Genomic DNA, 24,122 nt, shown 5'->3' on the forward strand with positions numbered 1-24,122 from the left:
CGAGACCGGGCGGGACCCGGAACGAGACACCGCACGTGCCCGGACGGGCAGACCGGCGCCGAAGGCGGGCCGCCGAGACCGACATTTGAGGACAGTGCCATGACCGACAAGCCGGGTATCCCCTCCAGCACCCCCGAGCAGCTCGCCGCCGAGGCGGGGATGCCGCACGGCGCCGGCGACAAGAGCCTGCGGCCGGATCCGGCCGGCCTCGGTGACCCGGGCGCGCCCGGCACGGCGGCGGGCGACTTCACCCTCCGGCCCGATCCGCGCGGCCTGCACGATCCGCTCCCACAGGGCGCGACGGCGGGCTCGCACGGCGCGGCTTCCGCCGCCAAGGACGGGATCCGGGCGGCGGGCGACCGCGCCGCCGAATTGGCCGGGCAGGCGCGGCAGACCGTGTCGGGCCTCGCCGACGACATCAACGACCGCCTCGGCGGTGCGGCCGACCAGGCGCGCGACCGCGCCTCCGCGGCCTATGACGACGCCCGGGAGCGGGCCGGCGCCCTCCACCGCCGCAACATGCGGGCGCTGGACGACCTGACCAATCAGGGGATCGAGGGCCTCAACCGCGGCCGCTCCGCCGTCGAGCGCTTCGTGGACGACAACCCGCTCCTCGTCGGCGTGGTCGGCGTCGCCGCCGGCCTGCTGCTCGGCGCGCTGCTGCCACGCACCCGCCAGGAGGACCGGAGCATCGGCCCCTGGGCCGACGAGGTGCGCGACCAGGGCCTGCGCTACGCCCGCGAGGTGACCAATATCGGCCGCGAGTTCGTCCAGACCGCCCTCGATCCGGACAATCTCAACGCCGCCGCCCGCAAGGTCACGGATCCGGACGACCGCACGCCTCCGGCGGGGGAGCGGACCCAGCATAATCTCTGATCCGGTGCCGGCTCGCTCCGTGGAGGGGGCCGGCACCGTCATCACGAGCGACGCGAAATCATTCCGGATTGCGCGACGTCGGGCGGCGTGGCGCCGCCGGGATTGCGTCGCTGCACTCGCAAGGACGGGGTCGCCGGATCGCGTCCGGCCGGCGGACGGATCGTCAGTCCCGATAAAGCCCCGCATGCGCCTCGCGCAGAAGGTTCTTCTGCACCTTGCCCATGGTGTTGCGCGGCAGCTCGTCCACGAACAGGACGCGCTTGGGGCATTTGAAACGGGCGAGCCGGCCTTCCAGGGCAGCCTGCACTCCCGCCTCGTCCGGGCATCCGGCGCCGCCCACCACCACGGCGGTGACGGCCTCGCCGAAATCCGGATGCGCCAGGCCGATCACCGCGGATTCGACCACGCCGGGCAGCGCGTCGATCTCAGTCTCGACCTCCTTCGGGTAGACGTTGAAGCCCCCTGAGATGATCAGGTCCTTGCCGCGCCCGACGATGTGGACGTAGCCCCGCGCGTCGACCTTGCCGAGGTCGCCGGTGATGAAGAACCCGTCGGCCCGGAATTCCGCGGCGGTCTTCTCCGGCATGCGCCAGTAGCCCTGGAACACGTTCGGGCCCTTCACCTCGATCATCCCGACCGAGTCCGGACCGAGGGCCGCTGCGGTCTCGGGATCGACCACCCGCAGGGACACGCCCGGCAGGGGGAAGCCGACCGTGCCGGCGACCCGGTCCCCGTCATAGGGATTCGAGGTGCTCATGTTGGTCTCGGTCATGCCGTAGCGCTCGAGGATGGCGTGGCCGGTGCGGGCCTGCCACTCGCGATGCGTCTCGGCGAGGAGTGGCGCCGAGCCCGACACGAACAGGCGCATGCCCCGAGCCGCCTCCGGCGTGAGGCCCGGCTCCTTGAGGAGGCGGGTGTAGAAGGTCGGCACGCCCATCAGCACGCTGGCCCGGGGCATCAGGCTCAGGATCAGCCTCGGGTCGAGCCGGGGCAGGAACAGCATCGCGCCGCCGCTCGCCAGCACCGTGTTGGTCGCCACGAACAGGCCGTGGGTGTGGAACACCGGCAGGGCGTGGATCAGCACGTCGTCGGCGGTGAACCGCCAATAGTCGACGAGGGTCCGGGCATTCGACGCGAGGTTGTCGTGGGTCAGCATGGCGCCCTTGGAGCGCCCGGTCGTCCCCGAGGTGTAGAGGATCGCCGCGAGGTCCTCCGGACCCCGGGGCACGTCGGCGAAGGCGCCGCCCGCATCCGCAGCTTGGTCCGCCGCCTCGGCGGCGCTGCCGCCGCCGGCGGCGTCGAGGGTCCAGATCCGGCCGACATTCGCGGCGGCCTCACCCAGGGCATCGCGCCGGCTCGGGTCGCAGACGAACAATGCCGGCTCGGCATCGCCCAGGAAGTAGCCGATCTCGGCCGGGGTATAGGCGGTGTTGAGCGGCAGGAACACGGCCCCGGCCCGGACCGCGCCGAGATACAGGAAGATCACCTCGGGGCTCTTCTCGACCTGCACGGCCACCCGGTCACCGGGCGCGACGCCCGCCGCCTGCAGGGCCGCCGCGTAGGCGCCGGAGCGGGCGATGAGGTCCGCGTAGCTGGTGCGGCGCCCGTCCGGCGTCTCGATCGCGGTCTTGGTGGAATCGGGGACGCCGTCCCGCACCAGGGAGAAGAGATGGTTCGTCATCGTGAGGCTGAGCTATCACGGGATGTGTGTTCCGGGCACCCATAGCCGCCCGAAGCCCCACTCGGCGAGCCCTTTCAGGCGGTCAGCCGCTGTCGCGACGATAGGAAGGCGCCTTCGGGCGCGCGTTCGGGCGCGAACAGCCCGAGACCGGTGGGCGCGGGCATCCCGACATAGATCGCCTCGACCCCGCCCCGGGTATAGGCCTCGTGCCAGAAGCCGGACCCCCGGGAATCCCGCGAGAAATCCCGCCACCACGTGCGGTGGGGTTCCGACCGGGTGAAGCGTTCGAGGCTCTCGAGGTCGCGCCAGTACTGGCGCAGGCCGACATGGGTCAGGCCGAAGAACAGGTTCTCGTGCGCGAGCAGCCCGTCCGGCCGGCTCTGCACCGAGGCGGCGATGCCGCGCCCGAGCCCCATCAGGGCGAGCAGGCCGCGCCAGCGCGTCACGCGGAAGCCGAGATAGACCACCACGAGGTCGGGATAGGCGGACAGGTCCACCGAGCGGCGGGCGGGTGCGGCTTGCATGAGGCGGCCTCCTGCGCTTTGTTTACGGTGTAAACTTGAAGCGGGATGCTTACGGTGTCAACTTCGAATCCGGACAGGAGCTACCATCACGGCGATCTGCGCGCGGCCTTGGTCTCGGCGGCCCTGGACCTGCTGGAATCTGGGGGCGAGGCGGCGCTCTCGTTGCGGGCGACGGCGCGGGCTTGCGGGGTGTCGGCGATGGCGCCCTACCGCCACTTCCCCGGCAAGGAGGACCTGCTCGAAGCGGTCGCCGCCCGGGGGTTCGAGGATCTCGCCGCGGATCTGGAGGCGGCCGACGCCGCCGCGACGGGCAGCGCGGCGCTTGCGGCCCAGGGGGCGGCCTACGTGGCCTTCGCCCGCCGGCGCCCGGCCCTGTTCCGGCTGATGTTCATGCGCCCCTGCCGGGTCGCGGCGAAATCGCGGGCCTACGGGATCCTGGAGCGGCGGGCGGCCGCCCTCGCCGGCCCGGCGATGCCCGCCGAGGACCTGACGCTCGCCGCCTGGTCGCTCGTGCACGGGCTCGCCGCGCTGATCCTCGACGGCCGGGTCCCCCTGGAGGGCGCGGCCGCGGAGGCCGCCGCCCACCGGATCACCCTGTCCTTCGGCCAGCTGGCGGGCGGCTGAGTCACGCCTCGGCGAGCACCACCGCGCGGGGCGGCGGCAGCTTGGCGCGAAGCTCCCGGGTCACCGCCGGGGCGGCCACAACCGTGCCCAGATTGGCGTAGGTCTCGTGGTTCCGCTCGATGGCGGCGAGGTCGTAGAGGTAGTTGACCATCAGCCCGTGGGACTGGGCCAGCCCCTTCTTGGAGGTGTCGCCCAGGAAGTTGATCCGGTCGAGGCGCGCGCCGTTGCCGAGATGGAACCGGGCCACCGGATCGAGGGGGCGCCCGCGCTCGTTCTTGGCGCGCAGGAAATAGGCCGCCGCCGCCGGGATCAGCGCCCGGCGCACCGTCTCGGCCCGGGCCTTGTCGGCGGCCCAGTCGGGATCGTCCAGCGCCTGCAGGGTCTCGACATCCTCGGGCAGCAGCCCCTGCGGGCTGTCGGCCCGGCGCTCCCGCGCCAGCCACGCGGCGAAGCCCGGCACCGGCGAGAGCGTCACGAAGGTCTTGAGCGTCGGCACCTCGCGGGTGAGGTCCTCGACCACCTGCTTGATCAGGAAATTGCCGAAGGTGACGCCGGCGAGCCCCTTCTGGCAGTTCGAGATCGAATAGAACACCGCCGTGTTGGCCGCCTGCGGCTGCAGCGGCTTGCGCGCCTGCGACAGGATCGGGGCGATGGCCGGGGCGATCTGGTCGGTGAGCGCCACCTCCACGAAGATCAGCGGCTCGTCGGCGAGCGCCGGGTGGAAGAACGCGAAGCAGCGCCGGTCCGGCGGCTCGATCCGGGCGCGCAGATCGTCCCAGTCGGCGATGGCGTGCACCGCCTCGTAGCGGATGATCTTCTCCAGGATATGCGCGGGCGTCGTCCAGTCGATGTGGCGCAGCACCAGGAAGCCGCGGTTGAACCACGAGGCGAACAGGTGCTCGAAGTCGCAATCCAGGCTGTCGACGGCGTCCATCAGGGCGGGATCGGCCTCGCCGCCGGCGCGCAGTCCCCGGCGCAGGTCGAACAGGTCCTCGCGCATCCGCACGAGGCTGAGCGTGCCGCCGCGGGCGAGGTTGAGGCGGCGGATCAGCTCCTGGCTGCGCGGCTCGGCGGCCTCGTGCAGGCTGCCGAGGCGGGCGCGGGAGGGGGCGGCGCGATAGGCGGCGATCGCCTCGTCGACGGCGGCGTGGTCGGCATCGAAGTCGAGGGCGATGGACCGCAGGAAGGCGTGGCGCTCCGCTTGGCCGAAGCTGGCGTAGCGGTCGAGGATCAGGCGGGCCAGCGCCACCCCGGAGGCCTCGCCGCGCCGGGAGATCAGGTCCTCGCACAGCTTGACGAGATCGGCCGCGCTGGCCCGGGAGGTCATGTCGCCGCGCCCGATCCCGATCAGGTCGCGGCCGCGCTCGCTGATGGTCTGAAGCAGGTCGCCGAAGAAGGAGATCGCCGCCATGACCCTTGCACTGACCCCCGTCGACCCGGATTCGAGACGCGTCCGGCCCTGCGACGCCGGCTCGTCGATCGGGCGCGTGCGGAGTCGGAAGCCGTCGGCCTTCCCGAGGAGGCCGGCTCAGCGTCCCGGTCCGCCCGCCCTTCTACGGCGCCGCGGCCGCCGCGACCAGAGCTTGACCGGTCGCGGAATGCGGGCTCCCAGAGTGCGGCAGCGGCACGAACGGCGTGTGACGGGCCGGGACCGGACGCGTCAGAGCCGCTCGGCCACGGTGGCGAGGTCCGCCCGTTCCCGCCAGTCGCCCACGCCGTGCTGGCGGGCGAATCGGATTTCGGCCGCGCGGCGGGCACGCTCGGGATCGCGGGCCCGCGCGATCGCGACGGAGCCGACCGTGAACGGCACCCCGAGGATCTCCTTGGCGAAGTCGATGCGGTAGTTCGGCATCCCGTACTCCCTGCTGCGGCGGTCCCGGTGCCGTTCGTACGGAACGAAACCGCCCTCTCGTTCGTAGTCCGGTTCGGAACCTCAAACGGCTCGACGCCCGGGACATGAACCTGCGGCGCCCGCTCGCGTGCGGACGGCGCCGGCTGCATCCCTTGCATATGGTGCGCTGCCAGCTCCGGTGAAGGGGGCCGGGACGCCCCGGCAGGGATGCATCGCCGCAGATTGCCCGGCGGCGCGCTCCGCCCGTATCGCTCCCCGCTCCGATTCCCTCCCGTACCCGGATCCGACCATGGCCCTCCCGCGGCGGCGTGCCTGCCTGCCCCAGACCCAGCCGTGACCGCACCCCTCGACGCGAAGGCCCGGCTCGGCCTGACGCTGATCGCGGGCGGGGCCGTGGCCAACATCTACTACAACCAGCCGCTGCTCGGCCTGATCGTCGCCGAGTTCGGCGACCGCGCCGCCCTGTGGGTGCCGACCACGGCTTTGGTCGGCTACGGTCTCGGCATCGTCGGGCTCGTGCCCCTCGGCGACGCGCTGCCGCGCCGCGCCCTGATCGTGGGGCAATGTCTCGGCCTCGCCCTGGCGCTGCTGGCGGTGGGCCTCGCCCCGAACCTCGCCTGCCTCGCGCTCGCCCATCTGGTGGTCGGCGTGCTGTCCTGCGCGGCCCAGCAGGCGGTCCCGTTCGCGGCCGAACTCGCCCCGGATGCGAGCCGCGGGCGGATCGTCGGACAGGTCATGACCGGGCTGCTGACCGGCATCCTGCTCGCCCGCACGGCGAGCGGCTTCCTGGGGGCGCATCTCGGCTGGCGGCCGGTCTTCCTCGTCGCGTCCGTGCTGGCGCTCGCCATGGCCGGCATCGCGCGGGCCACCCTGCCCCACACGGTGCAGACGCACCCGCTGCGCTACCGCGCCTTGATGCTGTCGATCCTCCATCTCGCCCGCACGCAGCCGGTCCTGCGCACGGCGAGCCTGTCGCAGGCGCTGCTGTTTGCCGGCTTCAACGCCTTCTGGGCGACCCTGGCCCTGCTGGTGGAGGGGCCGCCCTTCTTTCTCACCGCCGCCGGGGCCGGGCTGTTCGGCGTGATCGGCGTCTGCGGGGCCTTCGTGGCGCCGATCTCGGGCCGCTTCACCGACCGGCGGGGGGCGAAGCCCGTGGTCCTCGGCGGCAGCCTGCTGGTCGCCCTCTCCTTCGTGGTGCTCTGGGCGGGGGGCACGTGGTCGCTGACGGCGGTGGCGCTCGGCGTGCTGCTGATCGATATCGGCATGAACGGCGCGCTGATCGCCAACCAGACCCGGGCCTACGCGCTGGTCCCGGGGGCGCGGGGGCGCATCAACACCGTGCTGTTCACGACCCTGTTCGTGTTCGGGGCGCTCGGCGCCTATGCCGGCTCGCAGGCCTTCCTGCTCGTGGGCTGGCCGGGTGTCTGCGCGGTCGGCCTCGCCTTCTCGGCGCTGGCCGTGATCGTGGCGGCCCGCGACCCGCACCCGCCGGGTGTGCGGTCTACCTGAGCACCCGCGACAGCCGGCACCAGCCCGCCTTGTCGGGCGGCAGGCCGAAGCGCAGGCGATCCGGGTGCCCGGCGAAGCGCCGCACCGCGATGCCGGACGCCGCGAGCCGCCGGAAGAGGTCCGGCCCGTCGGGGAAGTCGGCGGTCCGGAACAGGCACGTGCCGCCGACGATCCGCCCCCCGCCCCGGGCGATCATCCGGTCAAGGCGGCCCGCGTCCGCCGCCCGGTCCCGGGCGGCCCGCGCGCGCCAATCCGCGTCCGACAGGGCCGCGCGGCCGATCGCCAGGGCCGGGCCCGACACCGCCCAGGGTCCGAGGGCCGCGGCGATCCGGGCCGCCGTGGCGGCATCGGCGATTGCGAAGCCGAGACGCAGGCCGGCGAGCCCGTAGGTCTTGCCGAAGGAGCGCAGCACCACGAGGCCCGACGCCAGATCCGGTGCGGAGACGTGCGGGCACAGGCTCTCCACCGGCTCCAGATCCGCGAAGGCCTCGTCGGCGACGAGCAGGCCACCCCGGGCGGCGAGCGCTTCGGCGAGCGCCCGGCGCTCGGCGAGCGGGCGGGTCCGCCCATCCGGGTTGTTGGGATCGACGATCACCGCCACCCGGGCCGCACCGAGGGCGTCGAAATCCGAGGTCTCCGTCACCGCATGCCCGGCACGCGCCCAGGCGGCGGCATGTTCGGCGTAGGTCGGCCCGAGCACCGCGACGCGGGTCGGGGCCAGCAGCCGGGGCAGGGTCTCGATCAGGATCTGGGTGCCGGGCGCGGGCACGACGTGGTCGGCATCCGGCGCGCCGTAGGCCGAGGCGGCAGCCTCCCGGAGGGCCCGGACCTCGGCGGCCTCGGGCAGCCGCGTCCAGGCGCTGGCCTCCACCGGCGGCACACGATAGGGGACCGGGTTGATCCCCGTCGAGAGGTCGAGCCAGGGCTCCGGCGCGTCGGGAAAGGCTTTTCGGAGTGCGCCGAGATCGCCGCCATGCGCGATCGGGGCGACCTCACGCGCGGGAACGCTCCACACCGAATGGTCCATCTGCCCGGTACGTTTGCCGACACGCTCGCCGTCCTCGCCATCGCCCTCGGGATCGAGGCGGCGGCCGGCTATCCGGACGCGCTCTACAGGGCGGTCGGTCACCCTGTCACCTGGATCGGCCGCCTGATCGCCGCCCTGGAGCGCGGCCTCAACCGCGGCTCCCCGCGGCGGCGGCGGATCGCCGGCTGCGTCGCGCTGGCCTTCCTGCTCGCCGCGGTGGGCTTGGCCGCCCTCGCCCTCACGGTGCTGGCGGGGCTCGCGGGCCCTCTCCCCGCCCTGCTCCTCCTCGGCCTCGCCTGCGCGAGCCTGCCGGCGCAGCGCAGCCTCCACCAGCACGTCGCCGCCGTGGAGCAGGCCCTGCGGACCGGCGGCCTGGAGGCCGGGCGCCGGGCCGTGGCGATGATCGTCGGGCGCGACCCCGAGCGCCTGGACGAGCCGGCGGTCTGCCGGGCCGCGATCGAGAGCCTGGCGGAGAACTTTTCCGACGGGATCGTGGCACCGGCCTTCTGGATCGGCGGCCTCGGCCTGCCGGGGGGCGCCCTCTACAAGGCGATCAACACCGCCGACAGCATGATCGGCCACCGCACCCCGCGCTACGAAGCCTTCGGCTGGGCGGCGGCGCGGCTCGACGACGGCGTGAACCTGCCGGCCTCCCGGCTGGCGGGGCTGCTGATCGTCGGGGCGGCCGCCTTGCGCGGCGCCGACGCGCGCGGGGCGCTTCGGGCGATGGCCCGGGACGCGCGCCGGCACCGCTCGCCCAATGCCGGCTGGCCCGAAGCCGCCATGGCGGGGGCGCTCGGCCTGCGGCTCGCGGGGCCGCGGGTCTACGACGGCACCCTCGTCCCGGACGCCCATATGGGCGACGGGCGGGCGGCGGCCACAGCCGACGATATCGCTCGGGCGCTGACCCTCTACCGGACGGCCTGCTGGCTCCAGGGCGGGCTGGTGCTGGCGCTCCTCGCCCTCTGCCTGACCCTGGCGGGCTGACCCGCCCGCGCGGACGCGGGCGCCGTTCCGTCAGGCCTTGGCAGGGCCGTCCTCCGGACGCATCGTGGCCGGCGGGACCTGAGAGGGAGACGCCGATGCGCGCGGTGTTCGTGGATGCGAGCGAGACCCTGGCGGCGGTGGCCCGGCGGCTGCTGCGGCCCGACGACCCGCCCTTCGCGATCCACGCCGATCCCGGCATCGTCCCGGAGGACCTGCCCGGCATCCTGGCCGGCGCCGAGACCGCGGTGATCGACCACACCGCCCTCCCCCTCGACGTCGCCCGAGCCTGCGCGGGCCTGAAGCACGTCGTGTTCCTCGGCACCGGCGCCCGCAGCTACATGGACCCGGAGGCGCTCCGGGACGCCCTCGGCGTCACCGTCCACACCATCAAGGGCTACGGCGACACGGCGGTCGCCGAATGCGCCTTCGCGCTGATGTGGGCCGCCGCCCGCGGCCTGCCCGAGATGGACCGGGCGATGCGCGCCGGATCCTGGCTGCGCACCGAGGGGATCCAACTCACCGGCAAGACGATCGGCCTCGTCGGGTTCGGCGGGATCGCGGCCGAGATGGCGCGCCTCTGCCGGGGCGTCGGCATGCGGGTGCTGGCCTGGAACCGGACGCCGAAGTCCCATCCCGGCGTCGATTTCGTTCCGCTCGACCGCCTGCTCGCCGAGAGCGACGTGGTCTCGCTCCACCTCCTCCTCACCGACGAGACCCGCGGCTTCCTGTCGTCCGCGCGGATCGCCGCCCTGAGGCCCGGCGCGATGCTGATCAACACCGCCCGCGGGGCGGTGCTCGACGAGGCCGCCCTCGTCGAGGCCCTGCGCAGCGGCCACGTGGCGCGGGCCGGGCTCGACGTGTTCGCGGTTGAGCCGCTTCCGGCGGATCACCCGCTGGCGCGCCTGCCCAACGTCACCCTGTCGGCGCACTCGGCGTTCCGCACGCCCGAGGCCAGCGACAACCTGATCGGCGCCGCCCTCGAGCATTGCCGGCGGATCGCCGCCGGCTGACGGAGGCGCGGCGGGAGCCGCCGCGGCCTCCTCAGTGCTCGGTGCCGGGCATGTTCGGGCGCGGGGCGCCGCCGTGGTGCTGGATCACGCTGGACCGCTCCGGGCTGCCCTTGGCGTCGGCGACCTGCTTCCGGGCCGCGGCGGCCAGGAACCAGATGCCCCCGAGCGTCCCGAAGGCGAGGATCATGAGTGGAAATCCCTGACTCATCGCGGTGCCCTCCTCGACGATGGCCCGCGGGCTTGCGGGTCTGCATCATCGTGCCGGACGAGCCGGCTTAAGGAAGGATAACGCGCGAATCCCGCCCGTGTTCAGGCCGGTCGCACGCCGGCCGGGACCGCCCGCCGCGCCGCGTCCCGGCGGAGGGCGGAGAGCACCACGAACATGAGGCCGGCGCCCAGAGCAAGGCAGGCGGCCAGGAACAGCATCGGCACGAGGTCGCTCTTGGTCTGGTCGCGGATGAACGGCACGGCGTTCTGGGCGACGAAGCCGCCGAGATTGCCCACCGAGTTGATCGCCGCGATCCCGGCGGCCGCCGAGGCGCCGCGCAGGAAGGTCCCGGGCATGGACCAGAAGACCGGCTGGGCCGCGAAGGTCCCCGCCGCGGCCATGCACAGGCAGGCGAACTTCACGGCGTTGCCCGGCAGGACGACGGAGAGCGCCAGGCCCGCCGCCCCCACCAGGGCCGGCCCGACCACGTGCCAGGTCAGGGCGTTGCCCTGCGCGCCCGTGCGGGCGGCGTGGCGCGGCACCCACCAGAGGGCGAGGGCCGTGGCGAGCCACGGGATGATGTTCAGGAGGCCGTTGGTGAGGTTCGAGACGCCGAAGCCCTTGACCACGGTGGGGAGCCAGTAGCCGAGGCCGTAGGCGGCGAGCGGCAGCGAGACGTAGACCCCGGCGAGCATCAGCACCCGCCGGTCAAGGAGCGCCGCGAAGGGGTTGCCGTGGTCGACATGGCCGCCATCCTTGCGCTCGGCGCGGAGCGTCCGGGCGAGCCAGTCGCGCTGGGCCTGCGACAGCCAGGGGGCGGTCTCCGGCCCGTCCGGCAGGACGAACAGCACCACCGCGGCCATGAGAATCGCCGGCGCGCCAGTGGCCAGGAACACCCATTGCCAGCCCTGCAGGCCGAGGAGCCCGTCGAGGCCGAGCAGCGCGCCGCCGACCGCCGCGCCGACCGCGTTGGCGATCGCGCTGGCGATCATGAACCAGCCGACCATGCGCGCCCGGTGTCCTTGCGGGAACCACAGGGTCAAGGCGAATAGCACGCCGGGGAAGAAGCCGGCCTCCGCGACCCCGAGCAGGAAGCGCAGCACGTAGAACATCGCCGTGCCCTGGGTGAAGCCCAGCAGGACGGTGACGATCCCCCAGGTGATCATGATCCGGGCGAACCAGATCCGCGCGCCGACCCGCTCCAGGAAGACGTTGGCCGGCACCTCGAACAGGAAGTAGCCGAGGAAGAACAGCGAGGCCCCGAGCCCGTAGGCGGTCTCGGAGAGGCCGAGGCTGCCGACCATCTCCAGCTTGGCGTAGGAGACGTTCTGCCGGTCGATATAGGCGATCAGGTAGAGCAGGCCGAGCAGCGGCATCAGCCGCACGGTCACGGTGCGGACGGTGCTCGCGGCGAGATCCTCCCCGGCGGGGGATGGCGTGGGGGGCATGGGGCGTTCCTCTGGGCGCGTGCGGTCCTTCGTGGCGGGACCGGCATGACACGGAGTCATCCCTGGCTCACGCCCTGCCTACCGGGCAAGCGCCAGCAGGCGGTCGCAGTCGACATGGGCCGCGATGTGTCGCGCGAGTCCGTCCAGCGCCGCCTCGACCCCGGATTCGTAGCCGGCACCCTCCGAGGCGGTTCCGAGGCGCGCGAGCCACGCCGCCCGCTGCGCATCCTGCGCGAACAGGCCGTGGACGTAGGTCCCGGCCACGCGCCCGTCCGCCGAGACCGCCCCGTCCAGGCGCCCGTCGGCGAAGCGCAGCAGCGGCCGGGCCGCGTCGGGCCCTTCGGTCGCACCGATATGCATCTCGTAGCCGGCAAACGGCACGCCGTCGGGCAGGCTCGTGCCGGTGACGGCGGCGAGGCGCTTCTGCGGCGTCATCACGGTGTCGACCTCGAGCAGACCGAGGCCCGGCACCGTGCGGGGCGCCCCCTCGATCCCGTGCGGGTCGGCGAGGCTCCGGCCCAGCATCTGGTAGCCGCCGCAGAGTCCCAGCACCCGCCCGCCCCGCCGGACATGGGCGCGCAGGTCGATGTCCCAGCCCTCCTGGCGAAAAGCCTCCAAGTCGTCGATCGTGGTCTTGGAGCCCGGCAGCAGCACGAGCGCGGCCTCGGCGGGGATCGGTGTCCCGGGCCGGACCAGCGTGACGCGGACGCCCGGCTCCGCCCGCAGCGGATCGAGGTCGTCGAAATTGGCGATGCGCGGCAGCACCGGCACCGCCACCGTGACGGCTCCGGGCCCGCGCGCTTCCGAGCCGGCGAGCCCCAGCACGTCCTCGGCCGGCAGGCGCGCGGCCTCGGGAAAATGCGGCACGAGGCCGAGCGCTGCCCAACCGGTGTGCTCGGCGATCAGCCGCATCCCGTCGGCGAACAGGCTCGGATCCCCGCGAAACCGGTTGACGAGGAAGCCGGCGATCATCGCGGCGTCCTCCGGGTCGATCACGGCCTTCGTGCCGACGAGGCTCGCGATGACGCCGCCCCGGTCGATGTCGCCCACCAGCACCACCGGCGTGTCGGTGGCCCGGGCGAAGCCCATATTGGCGATGTCGCCCGCGCGCAGGTTGACCTCGGAGGCCGAGCCCGCGCCCTCGACGAGGACGAGGTCGGCGTCCTCCGCGAGGCGTGAGAAACTATCCAGGACGGCGGACATCAGCCGGGGTTTCCAGGCCTGGTAGTCGCGCGCCTTCACGGTGGCGACCATCCGGCCCTGCACCACCACCTGGGAGCCGACCTCGCTCTGTGGCTTCAGCAGGACCGGGTTCATATGCACGGAGGGCGCCACCCGGGCAGCCCGGGCCTGGAGCGCCTGCGCCCGGCCGATCTCGCCGCCGTCGGCGGTGACGGCGGCGTTGTTCGACATGTTCTGCGGCTTGAACGGCCGGACCCTCAGGCCCCGCTCCGTGAAGGCGCGCGCCAGCCCCGCCACGAGCAGCGACTTGCCGACATCGGAGCCGGTGCCCTGGATCATCAGGGCCTTCTTGGACAGGCTCAGAACTCGATCCCTTCCTGCGCCTTCACGCCGGCGGCGAAGTGGTGCTTGACGCTGCCCATCTCGGTGACGAGGTCGGCGGCCTCGACCAGGGCCGGCTTGGCGTTGCGGCCGGTGACCACCACGTGCAGGTCCGGCCGGCGCGCCCGCAGGGCGGCGACGACGGCATCGAGGTCGAGATAGTCGTAGCGCAGCGCGATGTTGAGCTCGTCGAGGACGAGCAGGCGGATCGTGGGATCGGCCATCAGGCCTTCGGCGACCTCCCAGGCGTGGCGGCAGGCGGCGATGTCGCGGGCCTTGTCCTGGGTCTCCCAGGTGAAGCCCTCGCCGAGGGTGTGCCACACGACCCGCTCGCCGAAGACCGCCACGGCGTGGCGCTCGCCCGTGTCCCAGCCGCCCTTGATGAATTGCACCATGCCGACCCGCCAGCCGCGGCCGAGCGCCCGCAGCATCAGCCCCAGAGCCGCCGTGCTCTTGCCCTTGCCGGGGCCGGTATGGACGAGGAGCAGGCCCTTCTCGAGGGTCTTGGCGGCGACCTCGGCGTCCTGGACGGCCTTGCGCTTCTCCATCTTCTCCCGGTGACGCGCGGCGTCGTCGCTCATGTGGGGGCTCCTGTCCGGGGGGCTTGTGTGTGCGGGGCTTGCGGCTTCACGATCAGCGGCAGGCCGGCCACGGTGAGCACGACCCGGTCTGCCCGGGCGGCGAGCTGCTGGTGGAGGCGGCCGGCCGCGTCGCGGAAGCGGCGGGCCAGGGCGTTGTCGGGCACGATCCCGAGGCCGACCTCGTTGCCGACCAGCACCAGCGGCCCCCGTGCGTCGGCGCAGGCGGCGAGCAGCCGCTCCGTCGCCTCCGCCACGTCGGCTTCCGCCAGGATCAGGTTGGTGAGCCAGAGCGTGAGGCAATCGACCAGGACCGGCCCCTCGGATGCGGCGACTGCCTCCGGCAGGGCGAGCGGCACGTCGCGGGTGCGCCAGGCGTCGCCCCGCCTCGCGCGGTGCTGGGCGATGCGCGCGACCATCTCGTCGTCGAAGGCCTGCGCGGTGGCGAGATACAGCCACGGGCCGGGGCAGGCTTGGATCAGCCCCTCCGCGTAGGCGCTCTTGCCGGATCGCGCCCCGCCGAGGACGAGGGTCATGCGAGGGGTGGGCTGGGGCATGGCTCTCCATCGCCCCAACCCGGGGCGCGGTCAAACCTGGGACCTGTGGCACCGGTGCCGCGCCTGGGCGGTTGCCGGGCGGCTCCGGTCCGACTATAGAACCCCGGCCCGACCAGAGCGCCCTTCGTCTAGCGGTCCAGGACGTCGCCCTTTCACGGCGAAAACACGGGTTCGATTCCCGTAGGGCGCGCCAACAAAATCAGTAGTTTAGCTCGATTTTACTGGCGCGGCGGCCCAATAACCCCAACTCTGGCCCAATAAGCGCTGCACCGGTTTCCGGCTGCGAGGAGACTGGGTCGCGGCTTGAGGCCGCGCCCCTCGACCCTAGCTCGCTTGAACGGCTGCCTCGATCTGGCGCCCGACGCCGGAGGGTCCGATGCGCGTTCTGATGGTGGGCTATGAACCGGATGCGGTCGAATTCTCGGACCCGGCTCTCCCGCCAGGGCTGAACGCTGAGAAGATTCACCAGGGGATCAAGGTCGCGCTGGAGGATATGCGCAGCCGCGGCTGGACGGCCGAGCAGTGCTTCATCCGGCCGGACGATCAGGCCGGTCCGATCCTGAAGCAGATGCTCATCGCCGGCTCCTACGACTGCCTCGTGATCGGTAACGGTGTCCGCTCCTGGCCGCGGCACCTGCCTGTGTTTGAGAGCCTCATCAACGCCGCTCGGGAGACCGCACCGAACGTCCCGATCGCCTTCAACACGCGTCCTGAGGATAGCGGCGATGCCGTCGCGCGGGTGTGCGGTGGGAAGCCCCTGTGACGTCCCTCCCCTCACCGCGATCTAGCAGCACGACGAAGCCGGCGATCACGAGCCTTTCGACCACAGCAGGAAGCCGGTAGCGGCCAGCAGGAGCCACCCGGACACGCGAGCGATCCCGGCCGCGGGCACTCGCTCCTCGTGGCGATCGTGGGCGGCCTCCGCCAGGATCGCGGAGCACAGCGCGGTCTCGAGGCTCAGAACGGCGGCCAACCACGGCGACATGCTTGAGATCCTCACGAAAGAGGCCAAAGCCCGTAGGCAGAAGTGTGTCTCGTCCGTTCACGATTATCCGCTGGAGCGTTCCGGAGAACGTTGCTGAATCATCACGGCCAGCTTGATTGCGCACCTTCACGAAGAAGGATGTGCCACACCCCCCATGCGGACGGGATGAAAACGCCCCATAAAACGTGGCCATGACATCCTCGCCCCAGCGGACCAGCCGACTCCGCGCCCTTTTTGGTGCCAGCGCGCTTTTCGCCGCCTGCGGCGCCACGGCGGCGCGTGCTGCGGATCTCGGCGCGGTCATGCCGCGTCCATTGCCTACCTTCGCCCAAGTTGATCCCAGTACGTGGATCGTAACGGTCAGCGGCTCGATCCAGGCCACGCCGCGTTACCCCGGCTCCAGTGACTACACAGCCGTGGGCTACCCCTCGATCGATATTCGCCGGGTCGGCGAGCCGCGCCGCTTCTCGGCACCGGATGATGGCTTCAGCCTGTCCCTCTACGACGATCCAGTATTCCGGATCGGACCGACCGTCCGCGTCGTACCAGGACGCTACTATGGCGATGACCGCCGCCACTTGTTCGGCCTACGCGACGCGCGCTTCGCGGCGGAACCGGGCATCTTCGCTGAATTCTATCCGGTCTCCTTCATCCGTACACGCTTCGAGGCCCGGCAGGGCGTTTATGGGCATCACGGCACGGTGGGCTCGGTAGCGGCCGATTACCTGATCCCGACAGAGCACCTCCTGTTCTCGATCGGGCCGCGCTTCAACATCGGCGATGCCAGCTTCGCCCGGAAGTACTTCGGCGTGTCGCCGGCCGAGGCGGCCCTCAATGGCCGCGTCACGCCGTATGATCCCCGCAACTTCTACTCGGCGGGTGTGCTCGGTGCCGTAACCTACACGCCGAACGCGACCTGGGCCTACACGGCCTATGCGGGCTACACCCGCATCTTGGGCGCTTCCGCCGACAGCCCGCTGGTGCGCCGCCCCTTCGGCAGCCCGGATCAGTTCCTGCTCGGCGTCAAGATCGATTACTCCTTCACCACGCCAGCCTTGCTCTGAGCCTCATTCTTCGCGCGCATGACGAGCTGATCGCGGCTGCACACCGGACCTAAGCCGATGCCTTCGAGATAGAGGCACAGGCCAAGCGCCGGCTCGCGGATGAGTACGACGCGGCACAGCAGCGGGGCGAGGTTGCGTCCCGTGGGGGCGAACGTTCCGGCCGGGAACATTCGCCTGCCGCCCCGCCGGTTACGGACCTTGGCCTGACCCGCAAGGCAATCCACGAGGCCCGGCAGCACAATCCGGGGTCGGCAGGGCATGTTCCGGACGGGAGCATGCCTCCTGCCAACGTTTCGGATCCCAGGCCATCCCGAAAGTCAATTTATAAGGTACGCTTACAAGTGATCGACTATCCATCTTCACAATGATAACAATGGGGACGCTTCAATCTCCAGAATTATTCCGCCCGGAGAAGCATAGATGAGCAGAGCGATTAAGCGGCAGACACGTGTGTCAATGGCGTCTCATAAAATGCGCAAGGCGCCTCCTACACCGAAAGTTCCACCGCCGGCAGAGGAAGCAGATATTGTCATCAGGAAAGGCTACGTGTACGGGCCCAACAACATAAAATTTGGAAAAATATATAAAAAAGGATTGGTCAATTACGGTATTACGAGCATATCAAGTTTCTTTGTTCAGGATCCGCAAGCTTTCCCAGAGACGCCGCAGTCTCTTCAGAGGGTGATACAGGCAGTATCAGAAAACGAGGGTAAAATCGAAGCAATAAACACATACGATAACTCATTTTTATCGGTTGGCGTTTTCCAATGGACCGCCGGTGCGGGATCTGACGCCGGTGAGTTACCCGGTCTGTTGGCTGAAATCAAAACACTATCGCCAGAGAATTACGAGACTTACTTCGGGTCTTTGGGGATTGAGATCGAAGTTAATAAGCATAGTCCAGAGCAGTTGGCCTATGGCTATATAAGGTTAAATAACGAGCTTCTTGATACTAGCGCCAAGAAGGCTGTTCTTCGCAAGCCCATATGGGCATACCGCTTCTGGCGCGCAGCACATGACAAATATGTAAGACGCGCCCAGATTCTGCATGCGATGGGCCGAGTGAATACATTTTATTATGGTGATATGCCGCATTATAAAAATCTAAAAATAAGCGACTTTATCACATCTGAATACGGAGTTGCGTTGTTGTTAGACGAGCATGTGAATAGGCCTGGTCATGTCCCTGGCACGCTGAGGAAAGGTCTGGACAAGTACGTAAAACTTTCAGGGAAGGCTGACCCGGCCAGTTGGTCTGACGAAGACGAGACGACAACGCTTGCCTACTATCTCGAATATCGGCAAAAGACCAACATGACAAATTCAAAAGGGCGAGCAGATGCTACAAAGCGTTATGTCAAACTCGGGAAACTGTCTGACAAACGAGGTAGTTTTGATGTAAAAATTGAGTTTTACAGAGAACTTATTAGAAAATTCCGTTCGTTGTGAGATGAGATTGTATTTGGCTGATTTGCGCCTGAGTTTAATAATACATGGACTATGATGCCGCGGGAGCCGTGATAGTTCGTGAGCAATGATGAGCCCGACCGCTTGTTGCGGTCGGGCCTTCTTCGGTTATTCCGCCTTGCGGGTGATGCCGGCGGTCCGGAGATCCCCGTCCGTCAGCCGGAACGCCCCGGTACCGTAAGCCCGCTCATATGCGGCCAGCCGCCGGTTGAGCGTGGCGAATGCCCGACGCACACGCCGGAGCCTCCAAGTGTGGAGCAGGAGAGCGAGCGGGCTCATGCGGTGCCTCCTGCTGCGTATCGGGCGCTCCAGTACTCCCGGTCCCGCTCACCAATGATCCGGGCATCGCTCTGAAGCCGCTCGATGCGCTCCAGAGCGCACCAGGCGATCTGCCGGACCCCGGACACCTCGTCGCCGCAGAGCCGTACGTCCACCTCCTTTGGGAAGATCGCGAGGAGAGCCCAGAGAAGCCGCTCCGTGTCTCTCACGTCGTTGGACATGTCGGCCGCGTGGCGGGGCAGCTGCAGTACCGCCGGGCCGAGAGCATCAGGGGTACCCACATTGTGGGTACCCTTCTCTTCACTCGCCGCACGGCACGGCGCTTCCGCCTCGGCCGGACGCGCCGCCCCCATGAGCGCGTACACGTCGTCGTGCAGCCGGGCGAGGTCCTCGGTCAGATGGTCGAGGAGCTTGAGGGCAGCCGAATAGTCCGCCGGCTGAAACGGACTCTCCTGCTGACCGAACAGCAGCATGGTATCGAGCGCCCGGGCCATTCCGATGGCGTCGCGGAGATCCTGCTCAATCTCGCCCATATTGCGGATCTCTCGATCATCACGGCCGGGCGCCGGCTGGTGAGCTGTGGCGCTGGTCATGCTGCAAGCCCTCCGCGGAAGCCACGGGCGGTCTCACCATCGCGCTCGAAGCCGTCCTCGCGATCGTCGGTGCTGCCCTCCGCCCAGGTCTCCTGAGAGCCGAAGCACAGTCCCGGCATTCCGGGCACCGGGGTCAGCCGGAAGGCATCGTGGGTGATGGGCTCCGGCGCGCCGAGACTTGGCTCGAGGTCGGGATCCCCGTCCAACGCGTCGAGGATCGCGAGGCAGCGGTCGACCCGGTCGAGGTCGGCCTTGATCTGACGGGAGATCGCACCGCGCAACGCGGCAAGGCGCGCATGCTCCAAAGCATGCGCCGCCGCCCGAGTGGGCAGCACAGGGGTGTGGGCGTTCATGGTTTTCGGTCTCTGTGTGGGACCGGCTTTCGAGGGCCGGGGAGATCCGCCTTTCGAGGGGCATCGCTCCAAAGCCAGCACACGGCACTGGCACCGGGAGTCTCGAAACACGCCACAGAGAACGTGCGCCGCAGCCTTCGCCGAAGGCTCTTGTATAGCTACGGCACTCCCGGCATAGTACCGGTGTTCGGCGCCACGCACCTAAGCGCGGCCCGTTCAAATAGCGGGATCAAAGCCCGGCAAGGCTCGGATTTCCGCTCTGTGGCTGTGACGCTATCCCCGGCAAGGGACCGTCACGGGAGTTTCGAGGCTCCACAGACGAACGTAGACGCGAACCCCGCGCCCGGCAAGGCTGCGGGGTTTTTGCGTTTCAAGAGCCTTGCCGTTCAACAGCAGCTGTCTTGCGCCGGGCACTACTTCTAGTGCCCTATAGATGGAGCCTTGCCACCACACGCGGGCCGCGGCTCCCAACCGTAAGACGCGAGATCAGACAGCATGGCCGACAGCACCAGCATCTCCGAGAAGCATCCCGAGTTTTTGGCGATGACGGCCGCGATCTTCTCGCCGTTCGGAGAGGCCGCCGCGGTGGCAGCTGCTGCGGAGGGGCGGCCCGCCTTGTTCGGAGTGGATCAGATGTTGGCTGATACATTCCTGCGCTACCGGGACAAGAACCCAAGCAGCTTACAGAATGCCGGCTTCATCGTTGCGCGGCTTATGCGCGACAAGCTGGGCTACACGCAGGGGAAGGTCGTGACCGCGGCTCAGGGCTACACGGTCCAAAGCGGGACCATGTTCTTGCCACCCAAGGAATAGCCTCAGGCGCTGTCTAGCAAGACGGCGGTGTTTTTGCGTTAGGATGCAAGGGCAAGCGAAACCTGAGATCCTGTCGGCAAGATGAGCGAAACGCGGGTCCGTCAGAAGCGTCGGCAGCGCCTGATCGCAGACAATCCCATCTGTTGTTTCTGCGGCGGTGGCGAACGCTCTACAAGCGAGGACCATGTACCTCCTCGCGCATGTTTTCCTTCAGGCTTTCATCCAGAGGGATTGGAGTTTCCCGCCTGCAATGCGTGCAACCAAGACACGAGGCGATGGGATGACATCTTTGGTTTCTATGCCATGGCTGCCGATTTCAATGACAGCCACAGGGTCAATGGCCTCCTGCTGAAAAAAGGCCAAGGTCTTGCCAACAATTATCCCACAGCGTTGCCGTCGCTGGATCTCACGGCCAATCAAAAGCGGGCCAGACTCAAGAGTATGGGCATAAAACGATCAGAAGGCATTGCATTGAGCGACATACTTATGTTTCGCGCGTCGCCAGATTTTCGCCAGTCCGCGACGATTGCAATACGCAAAATGACTGCGGCATTTTATTATAAGGAGACAGGAAAAATTTTGTCCAAGGTGCATCGTGTGACTGGCACATGGCACCAGATGCAGGACAGCAAGCGTGCTCCGATAACAAAGTATTTCAACGATCTATTACCGGAATATCGCCAACCAGCAAGACGAACGATCAGAAATTATGGAAAGCGGCTCTGCTATAAGTTCGGCTATATGGACGAGAGCGACTTCTTCGCCTTCGTATGCCAAATCGGCGAAGGGCTGATCTTAACGGGCATGACCATATCCCCTGGGCAAGCGTTACCAGATAACTGGCTTCTACCGGTCTGGCAGGTAGGAAGTCCCTGGTCTCCTGTCACTCCTCCCGAGACACAATCGTAAAGGCTGACCGCGCATAACGGCCCAGTCGCAGGCTCGAGTCCCGATAGTCAACGAGCGCTGATCAACCGCTTCTCAAGGTGCAAACGGTGTCATTTCTGCTTGCGTCGCTACAGCTCCCCAGCCGGTTTGCCCAAGCTATTAAGCCCAGTCACTGGGAATCGCTCTTAAGAAGCATGGACATATTACAATGCGTGACCGAGATCGAGTCATTGTATGATACGATGATGGAAAATTATTTCGAGCTAGAAAATGAGCTTATGGTATTGATACATAGAGAGATGATCTTTTCTGACGGTGAGATCGCTTCTTGGACTGTGAATGGCTTGATCAGCCGCCGCGTGATCAATTTTATGTCTACAGCGAGATTGTATATCGATCAACTTCCCGTGTTGCTTGTTCGTGTGTTTGGTGATGGCAGCGATCAAGCCATACGAGTTGTAAGTACAATGAGGAAAAACTACGATGCGCGATTGGGTTACAGAGTTCTGGAGGCTCTTCGAAATTACAGTCAACATCGCGGCTATCCCATTCATATGACCTCATTCGGGGTGAGCTCGCAGAGAGGTGGCTCTGTCCCGCGGACCCGCCATGCCATAAGCCCTGCGATAGAAGTCGGGAAATTGCGCGCGGACGGCAAATTCAAAAAGTCTACTTTGGCGGAATTGGAGACTTTAGGAGAACACGTTCCATTCAAGCCACTTGTACGCAGCTACGTCGAAGGCCTGAACGAGGTACACATGCTGACGAGGAGTTTAGTCAGAGGCGAATTAGAAATCGCTCAAGGAGTGTTTGAGTCTTCTCGAACGAATTTTATTGCTTCTCTTCCTTCAGAAGCCGCTGGAGAGAAATTTAATATCTACTGCGTCGAGCTCCGAAATGTGAACAATGCGCCTAGCTATCGTTTCATTCCTGATGAAAGTGTATTATTAGATCATCTTATCCATAAGAACGGCATCCTGAAAAACCTCTCGCAGAGATACGTCACGAGTGAGGAGATAAAAATAACAGATAAGGCCTACGACTGAGCCGAAATTTGTTAAGGTCGTCTTTTACTTTTGACTTCGCATTGTCGGAGTATCCTTTTTATGAGCTGAGCTAGAAATTAAGCTCTGACGCCTTTTACTTAGCACCGGGAAAGCGCGACATGGTCGTCAGGCGGAATGTTAGCCCTGGCGCACGCAGATTGTTGTGCACCTTCTTTCAGCCCTGTCGCGGAGCAATCGACTCCAAACAGGCGCACAAGCAAGCTGACCTATCCGATGGCGACTAGAGGTCGCGAGAATTCGAGCGCTGGTTCAGCGCCGCACCCCGCGGCTCGGCGGCACTCGTTCTATGGAGGTATGCTATGGCAGACGTACAGCAACCTTCCTGGCCGCCGTATCTCCACAACATGCACGGTCACCTGCATGCAATCGGTACGATTGTGACGACCTGGAATTTGCTAGAGAATGCTTACCAAGCGTTGCTGCAGTTGATATTCCAACGCGACCAAGTGGAAGGTCAGCATGCTTGCGAGCTTCTAACGCTGGAACAGCAAGCTAAGTTGATACGAGGGCAACTTTTTCCGAAATTGAGTCCGGACGAAAAAGACCACGTCGACTATTTTTTGAAATGCGCAGGTATCTGCAAGGATAATCGAAATGCTATATCGCATGCTCATTACAACATACAATCTGAACAAGGCGACCTTCGGTTCACGAAAGGCTTCAATCGTGATCGTACCGCACTCAACCAATACATGTTCAACGTGCCCGGCTTAAGGGAAATGGCCGATTCTAGCTACCTCGTCTTTATGTATGGCCTGGACGTTTGGTCGTCTATCCAATTGCGCTGGACGAAAGAGGCTCTGCCGCATGATCCATTTTGGGCTCAGCAGCCTTTATCATTGCCACAAAAACCCGTTCAGCCACGAAGTTGGGATCAAATCCGCGTAGTTCCCACACCACCTCCGACCCCGCCTCAATCATAGCAGGCGTGATCCCGACTTCCTTTTCCTCGTTCATAGCTCACCTCCTGCACCCATCTGTGCGGTCCATTTACCGTGCTGCCCTGGCCAGCCGCCACCCTGCCTTGCGCCGGCACACCCGCAATCCGATCGCCGCCAGCTTGGGCCGGAAGGCCTCCAGAGCGGCACGGAGAGCCGCCTCGTCCTGCCAGCGCCCGGCGGCCAGCAGGGACGGCACAGGATGCCGGCCCTTGCCTGCCAGGACCTCCAGGGTGCGCAGGAGGGCCCCGCCGCAGCCGACGGCGCCCTGAGGCCCCAGGAGCAACATGGCGGCCGTATCAACAGCGGCGAGCTTCCCGGCCGGCGCCTTCACACCTACACGGACTTCGGAGCGGATCCGGTCGACCTCGGTAGCCAGCTGGGCGGCATCGGCTGCTTTGGCCAAGGCGCGCTCGTGCGCGCGCTTGGCCCGGATCGCGGCGGCATGGGCACGATCACGGGCGGCGTACTCAGCCCGGCGCGCGGCGGCCTCGGGTGAGGGGTTCCGGCTCACGCGTCGCCCTCTAGCGGGGGCTTCCGGACCCTCTGCATAGCTCGGTAGACCTGCTCTGCCAGATCACAAGCGGTTTCTTCGTTGCCAGCACTCCAAGAGCTGCCATACAGCACGTCTTCACCAGCGGTGATCATTTCCGGTGTGATCTCGATTTCCTGATCTTCATCCATCAACAGATCTCCCTCTGCGTCATCGAACAGACCGCCCGCAGCTGCGTTGCTCCAGAAAGCCCGAAGACGGGCCGAACCGAGGAAACGCTCAGCCTGCTATTTCCTTCAAGGCGATTTTCTCAGCGGCCCGTCCGCTCGGGTGTTCAGTTGTTGAACGCGACCAAGCGCATTCATTTATCCCACCAAGCGGCTCGTAATCTGAGTTAACTTGCGTCGGTCGAATCAAAATCGAGGTTGATATGGCTGCGCGCGTGTGTTTGGCTTCACTATTCACTTTCTGTCTGTTTTGCTCCGTCGCCTCAGCGCAAAGCTGTGACAGGGCTGGCTTAGCTCTGAATATGGCTTGGTGTTATAACCAAGAGCCGAAAGGTTTCCGCACACGCGGCCTCGATATGTGGAAAATGTGGGCTAAGCGCGATTGGGTAACTATTGCCGCTATCTTTAAATCTTGTCAGCATCACAACAAGAAAGTATATAACGATTTAAGCTATAACTCTATAGGTAGCTTCACATCTGCTTGCAAATCTGAAGATGTGATGATGGTTAC

29 protein-coding genes and 1 tRNA gene are annotated in these 24,122 nt (G+C 67.2%); 13 read left to right on the forward strand and 17 right to left on the reverse strand.

Annotated elements, in window-relative coordinates; genetic code table 11:
* Positions 1 to 99 precede the first annotated feature (99 nt).
* Positions 100 to 876, forward strand: coding sequence for a hypothetical protein (locus CIW48_RS26085; RefSeq protein WP_149313346.1), 777 nt, complete (start codon positions 100 to 102; stop codon positions 874 to 876).
* 163 nt (positions 877 to 1,039) lie between these two features.
* Here CIW48_RS26085 and CIW48_RS26090 read toward each other — a convergent pair whose 3' ends face one another.
* Complete coding sequence (locus CIW48_RS26090; protein ID WP_149313347.1) at positions 1,040 to 2,557, reverse strand: malonyl-CoA synthase; 1,518 nt, start codon at positions 2,555 to 2,557, stop codon at positions 1,040 to 1,042.
* Positions 2,558 to 2,631: 74 nt separating this feature from the next.
* Positions 2,632 to 3,081: a DUF4188 domain-containing protein gene (locus CIW48_RS26095; protein WP_149313348.1), complete on the reverse strand. Its 450-nt coding sequence runs from the start codon at positions 3,079 to 3,081 to the stop codon at positions 2,632 to 2,634.
* A 45-nt stretch (positions 3,082 to 3,126) separates the two neighbouring features.
* On the opposite strand from CIW48_RS26095, the gene CIW48_RS26100 reads away from it, so the two are divergent.
* Positions 3,127 to 3,705: a TetR/AcrR family transcriptional regulator gene (locus CIW48_RS26100; protein ID WP_149313349.1), complete on the forward strand. Its 579-nt coding sequence runs from the start codon at positions 3,127 to 3,129 to the stop codon at positions 3,703 to 3,705.
* Position 3,706: 1 nt separating this feature from the next.
* Here CIW48_RS26100 and CIW48_RS26105 read toward each other — a convergent pair whose 3' ends face one another.
* Together CIW48_RS26105 and CIW48_RS26110 are read right to left on the reverse strand one after the other, a co-directional pair.
* A complete protein-coding gene (locus CIW48_RS26105) occupies positions 3,707 to 5,116 on the reverse strand; it encodes a malonyl-CoA decarboxylase (RefSeq protein WP_149313350.1) in 1,410 nt (469 codons plus the stop codon).
* A gap of 249 nt (positions 5,117 to 5,365) precedes the next feature.
* Positions 5,366 to 5,557: a hypothetical protein gene (locus CIW48_RS26110; protein ID WP_149313351.1), complete on the reverse strand. Its 192-nt coding sequence runs from the start codon at positions 5,555 to 5,557 to the stop codon at positions 5,366 to 5,368.
* Between the two features lie 333 nt (positions 5,558 to 5,890).
* Between CIW48_RS26110 and CIW48_RS26115 the strand changes: the two genes are divergently transcribed.
* Positions 5,891 to 7,066 (forward strand): MFS transporter, encoded by a 1,176-nt coding sequence (locus CIW48_RS26115; RefSeq protein ID WP_149313352.1) that lies wholly within the window; start codon positions 5,891 to 5,893, stop codon positions 7,064 to 7,066.
* Here the strand turns inward: CIW48_RS26115 and cobD are convergent.
* Positions 7,059 to 8,093 carry a threonine-phosphate decarboxylase CobD gene (cobD, locus tag CIW48_RS26120; RefSeq protein WP_149313353.1) on the reverse strand — a complete coding sequence of 345 codons (1,035 nt, stop codon included), beginning with the start codon at positions 8,091 to 8,093 and terminating at the stop codon, positions 7,059 to 7,061. The two genes, CIW48_RS26115 and cobD, sit on opposite strands and share 8 nt — an antisense overlap.
* Between cobD and cbiB the strand changes: the two genes are divergently transcribed.
* Positions 8,085 to 9,080: an adenosylcobinamide-phosphate synthase CbiB gene (gene cbiB / locus CIW48_RS26125; RefSeq protein WP_149313354.1), complete on the forward strand. Its 996-nt coding sequence runs from the start codon at positions 8,085 to 8,087 to the stop codon at positions 9,078 to 9,080. The genes cobD and cbiB overlap by 9 nt on opposite strands.
* Positions 9,081 to 9,175: 95 nt before the next feature.
* Positions 9,176 to 10,090: an NAD(P)-dependent oxidoreductase gene (locus CIW48_RS26130; RefSeq protein ID WP_149313355.1), complete on the forward strand. Its 915-nt coding sequence runs from the start codon at positions 9,176 to 9,178 to the stop codon at positions 10,088 to 10,090.
* Between the two features lie 31 nt (positions 10,091 to 10,121).
* On the opposite strand, the gene CIW48_RS33500 is transcribed toward CIW48_RS26130, so the two are convergent.
* The 5 genes from CIW48_RS33500 to cobU form a co-directional block, all read right to left on the reverse strand.
* Positions 10,122 to 10,298, reverse strand: coding sequence for a hypothetical protein (locus CIW48_RS33500; protein ID WP_173009403.1), 177 nt, complete (start codon positions 10,296 to 10,298; stop codon positions 10,122 to 10,124).
* Positions 10,299 to 10,399: 101 nt separating this feature from the next.
* Positions 10,400 to 11,746 (reverse strand): MFS transporter, encoded by a 1,347-nt coding sequence (locus CIW48_RS26135; protein WP_149313356.1) that lies wholly within the window; start codon positions 11,744 to 11,746, stop codon positions 10,400 to 10,402.
* 78 nt (positions 11,747 to 11,824) lie between these two features.
* A complete protein-coding gene (locus tag CIW48_RS26140) occupies positions 11,825 to 13,267 on the reverse strand; it encodes a cobyric acid synthase (RefSeq protein ID WP_149313357.1) in 1,443 nt (480 codons plus the stop codon).
* Between the two features lie 20 nt (positions 13,268 to 13,287).
* Positions 13,288 to 13,890, reverse strand: coding sequence for a cob(I)yrinic acid a,c-diamide adenosyltransferase (cobO, locus tag CIW48_RS26145; RefSeq protein ID WP_149313358.1), 603 nt, complete (start codon positions 13,888 to 13,890; stop codon positions 13,288 to 13,290).
* Positions 13,887 to 14,444, reverse strand: coding sequence for a bifunctional adenosylcobinamide kinase/adenosylcobinamide-phosphate guanylyltransferase (gene cobU, locus CIW48_RS26150; RefSeq protein ID WP_173009404.1), 558 nt, complete (start codon positions 14,442 to 14,444; stop codon positions 13,887 to 13,889). The genes cobO and cobU overlap by 4 nt, the downstream gene beginning before the upstream one ends.
* Before the next feature lie 117 nt (positions 14,445 to 14,561).
* On the opposite strand from cobU, the gene CIW48_RS26155 reads away from it, so the two are divergent.
* Positions 14,562 to 14,637, forward strand: a tRNA-Glu gene (locus CIW48_RS26155).
* Positions 14,638 to 14,820: 183 nt separating this feature from the next.
* Positions 14,821 to 15,207, forward strand: a complete 387-nt coding sequence (locus tag CIW48_RS26160) for a hypothetical protein (protein WP_149313359.1) — start codon at positions 14,821 to 14,823, stop codon at positions 15,205 to 15,207.
* Positions 15,208 to 15,252: 45 nt separating this feature from the next.
* Here CIW48_RS26160 and CIW48_RS33505 read toward each other — a convergent pair whose 3' ends face one another.
* The gene (locus tag CIW48_RS33505; RefSeq protein WP_173009405.1) at positions 15,253 to 15,429 is read right to left on the reverse strand and encodes a hypothetical protein; all 177 of its coding nucleotides are present in this window, start codon (positions 15,427 to 15,429) and stop codon (positions 15,253 to 15,255) included.
* Positions 15,430 to 15,731: 302 nt separating this feature from the next.
* Between CIW48_RS33505 and CIW48_RS26165 the strand changes: the two genes are divergently transcribed.
* Entirely contained in the window at positions 15,732 to 16,493 is a 762-nt protein-coding gene (locus CIW48_RS26165; protein ID WP_246695425.1) for a MipA/OmpV family protein, read from the forward strand.
* Here CIW48_RS26165 and CIW48_RS26170 read toward each other — a convergent pair.
* Positions 16,463 to 16,732 carry a hypothetical protein gene (locus CIW48_RS26170; RefSeq protein ID WP_149313361.1) on the reverse strand — a complete coding sequence of 90 codons (270 nt, stop codon included), beginning with the start codon at positions 16,730 to 16,732 and terminating at the stop codon, positions 16,463 to 16,465. The two genes, CIW48_RS26165 and CIW48_RS26170, sit on opposite strands and share 31 nt — an antisense overlap.
* Positions 16,733 to 16,913: 181 nt before the next feature.
* Between CIW48_RS26170 and CIW48_RS26175 the strand changes: the two genes are divergently transcribed.
* Positions 16,914 to 17,942, forward strand: a complete 1,029-nt coding sequence (locus tag CIW48_RS26175) for a hypothetical protein (RefSeq protein WP_149313362.1) — start codon at positions 16,914 to 16,916, stop codon at positions 17,940 to 17,942.
* 126 nt (positions 17,943 to 18,068) lie between these two features.
* On the opposite strand, the gene CIW48_RS33510 is transcribed toward CIW48_RS26175, so the two are convergent.
* From CIW48_RS33510 to CIW48_RS26185, 3 genes are read right to left on the reverse strand one after another with little or no spacing between them, the layout of a single operon-like run.
* Positions 18,069 to 18,239 (reverse strand): hypothetical protein, encoded by a 171-nt coding sequence (locus CIW48_RS33510; RefSeq protein WP_173009407.1) that lies wholly within the window; start codon positions 18,237 to 18,239, stop codon positions 18,069 to 18,071.
* The gene (locus CIW48_RS26180) at positions 18,236 to 18,832 is read right to left on the reverse strand and encodes a hypothetical protein (protein WP_149313363.1); all 597 of its coding nucleotides are present in this window, start codon (positions 18,830 to 18,832) and stop codon (positions 18,236 to 18,238) included. The genes CIW48_RS33510 and CIW48_RS26180 overlap by 4 nt, the downstream gene beginning before the upstream one ends.
* A complete protein-coding gene (locus CIW48_RS26185) occupies positions 18,829 to 19,185 on the reverse strand; it encodes a hypothetical protein (protein WP_149313364.1) in 357 nt (118 codons plus the stop codon). The genes CIW48_RS26180 and CIW48_RS26185 overlap by 4 nt, the downstream gene beginning before the upstream one ends.
* 495 nt (positions 19,186 to 19,680) lie before the next feature.
* Between CIW48_RS26185 and CIW48_RS26190 the strand changes: the two genes are divergently transcribed.
* The 4 genes from CIW48_RS26190 (at position 19,681) to CIW48_RS26205 (ending at position 22,876) form a co-directional block, all read left to right on the forward strand.
* Positions 19,681 to 19,998 carry a hypothetical protein gene (locus tag CIW48_RS26190; RefSeq protein ID WP_149313365.1) on the forward strand — a complete coding sequence of 106 codons (318 nt, stop codon included), beginning with the start codon at positions 19,681 to 19,683 and terminating at the stop codon, positions 19,996 to 19,998.
* Positions 19,999 to 20,079: 81 nt separating this feature from the next.
* On the forward strand, positions 20,080 to 20,907 hold the full coding sequence (locus CIW48_RS26195; RefSeq protein ID WP_149313366.1) for a hypothetical protein: 828 nt from the start codon (positions 20,080 to 20,082) through the stop codon (positions 20,905 to 20,907).
* Between the two features lie 191 nt (positions 20,908 to 21,098).
* Positions 21,099 to 21,932: a hypothetical protein gene (locus tag CIW48_RS26200; RefSeq protein WP_149313367.1), complete on the forward strand. Its 834-nt coding sequence runs from the start codon at positions 21,099 to 21,101 to the stop codon at positions 21,930 to 21,932.
* Positions 21,933 to 22,252: 320 nt separating this feature from the next.
* Positions 22,253 to 22,876 (forward strand): hypothetical protein, encoded by a 624-nt coding sequence (locus tag CIW48_RS26205; protein ID WP_149313368.1) that lies wholly within the window; start codon positions 22,253 to 22,255, stop codon positions 22,874 to 22,876.
* A 67-nt stretch (positions 22,877 to 22,943) separates the two neighbouring features.
* Here CIW48_RS26205 and CIW48_RS26210 read toward each other — a convergent pair whose 3' ends face one another.
* Complete coding sequence (locus CIW48_RS26210; protein ID WP_149313369.1) at positions 22,944 to 23,405, reverse strand: hypothetical protein; 462 nt, start codon at positions 23,403 to 23,405, stop codon at positions 22,944 to 22,946.
* Positions 23,402 to 23,575: a hypothetical protein gene (locus CIW48_RS33515; protein ID WP_173009408.1), complete on the reverse strand. Its 174-nt coding sequence runs from the start codon at positions 23,573 to 23,575 to the stop codon at positions 23,402 to 23,404. The genes CIW48_RS26210 and CIW48_RS33515 overlap by 4 nt, the downstream gene beginning before the upstream one ends.
* Positions 23,576 to 24,122 lie beyond the last annotated feature (547 nt).

It is taken from the genome of Methylobacterium sp. P1-11 (genome assembly GCF_008329595.1).
GTDB lineage: Bacteria > Pseudomonadota > Alphaproteobacteria > Rhizobiales > Beijerinckiaceae > Methylobacterium.

What these genes read in the sequence shown, in the direction of transcription:
- CIW48_RS26090 (WP_149313347.1), bottom strand. Translation starts at nt 2,557, where the DNA reads ATGACGAACCATCTCTTCTCCCTGGTGCGGGACGGCGTCCCCGATTCC.
- CIW48_RS26180 (WP_149313363.1), bottom strand. Translation starts at nt 18,832, where the DNA reads ATGACCAGCGCCACAGCTCACCAGCCGGCGCCCGGCCGTGATGATCGA.
- cbiB (WP_149313354.1), top strand. Translation starts at nt 8,085, where the DNA reads ATGGTCCATCTGCCCGGTACGTTTGCCGACACGCTCGCCGTCCTCGCC.
- cobD (WP_149313353.1), bottom strand. Translation starts at nt 8,093, where the DNA reads ATGGACCATTCGGTGTGGAGCGTTCCCGCGCGTGAGGTCGCCCCGATC.
- CIW48_RS26190 (WP_149313365.1), top strand. Translation starts at nt 19,681, where the DNA reads ATGGCCGACAGCACCAGCATCTCCGAGAAGCATCCCGAGTTTTTGGCG.
- cobU (WP_173009404.1), bottom strand. Translation starts at nt 14,444, where the DNA reads ATGCCCCAGCCCACCCCTCGCATGACCCTCGTCCTCGGCGGGGCGCGA.
- CIW48_RS33510 (WP_173009407.1), bottom strand. Translation starts at nt 18,239, where the DNA reads ATGAGCCCGCTCGCTCTCCTGCTCCACACTTGGAGGCTCCGGCGTGTG.
- CIW48_RS26095 (WP_149313348.1), bottom strand. Translation starts at nt 3,081, where the DNA reads ATGCAAGCCGCACCCGCCCGCCGCTCGGTGGACCTGTCCGCCTATCCC.
- CIW48_RS26175 (WP_149313362.1), top strand. Translation starts at nt 16,914, where the DNA reads ATGAGCAGAGCGATTAAGCGGCAGACACGTGTGTCAATGGCGTCTCAT.
- CIW48_RS26100 (WP_149313349.1), top strand. Translation starts at nt 3,127, where the DNA reads ATGCTTACGGTGTCAACTTCGAATCCGGACAGGAGCTACCATCACGGC.
- CIW48_RS26085 (WP_149313346.1), top strand. Translation starts at nt 100, where the DNA reads ATGACCGACAAGCCGGGTATCCCCTCCAGCACCCCCGAGCAGCTCGCC.
- CIW48_RS33515 (WP_173009408.1), bottom strand. Translation starts at nt 23,575, where the DNA reads ATGGATGAAGATCAGGAAATCGAGATCACACCGGAAATGATCACCGCT.
- CIW48_RS26110 (WP_149313351.1), bottom strand. Translation starts at nt 5,557, where the DNA reads ATGCCGAACTACCGCATCGACTTCGCCAAGGAGATCCTCGGGGTGCCG.
- CIW48_RS26160 (WP_149313359.1), top strand. Translation starts at nt 14,821, where the DNA reads ATGCGCGTTCTGATGGTGGGCTATGAACCGGATGCGGTCGAATTCTCG.
- CIW48_RS33505 (WP_173009405.1), bottom strand. Translation starts at nt 15,429, where the DNA reads ATGTCGCCGTGGTTGGCCGCCGTTCTGAGCCTCGAGACCGCGCTGTGC.
- CIW48_RS33500 (WP_173009403.1), bottom strand. Translation starts at nt 10,298, where the DNA reads ATGAGTCAGGGATTTCCACTCATGATCCTCGCCTTCGGGACGCTCGGG.
- CIW48_RS26140 (WP_149313357.1), bottom strand. Translation starts at nt 13,267, where the DNA reads ATGATCCAGGGCACCGGCTCCGATGTCGGCAAGTCGCTGCTCGTGGCG.
- CIW48_RS26185 (WP_149313364.1), bottom strand. Translation starts at nt 19,185, where the DNA reads ATGAACGCCCACACCCCTGTGCTGCCCACTCGGGCGGCGGCGCATGCT.
- CIW48_RS26135 (WP_149313356.1), bottom strand. Translation starts at nt 11,746, where the DNA reads ATGCCCCCCACGCCATCCCCCGCCGGGGAGGATCTCGCCGCGAGCACC.
- CIW48_RS26105 (WP_149313350.1), bottom strand. Translation starts at nt 5,116, where the DNA reads ATGGCGGCGATCTCCTTCTTCGGCGACCTGCTTCAGACCATCAGCGAG.
- cobO (WP_149313358.1), bottom strand. Translation starts at nt 13,890, where the DNA reads ATGAGCGACGACGCCGCGCGTCACCGGGAGAAGATGGAGAAGCGCAAG.
- CIW48_RS26130 (WP_149313355.1), top strand. Translation starts at nt 9,176, where the DNA reads ATGCGCGCGGTGTTCGTGGATGCGAGCGAGACCCTGGCGGCGGTGGCC.
- CIW48_RS26165 (WP_246695425.1), top strand. Translation starts at nt 15,732, where the DNA reads ATGCCGCGTCCATTGCCTACCTTCGCCCAAGTTGATCCCAGTACGTGG.
- CIW48_RS26195 (WP_149313366.1), top strand. Translation starts at nt 20,080, where the DNA reads ATGAGCGAAACGCGGGTCCGTCAGAAGCGTCGGCAGCGCCTGATCGCA.
- CIW48_RS26205 (WP_149313368.1), top strand. Translation starts at nt 22,253, where the DNA reads ATGGCAGACGTACAGCAACCTTCCTGGCCGCCGTATCTCCACAACATG.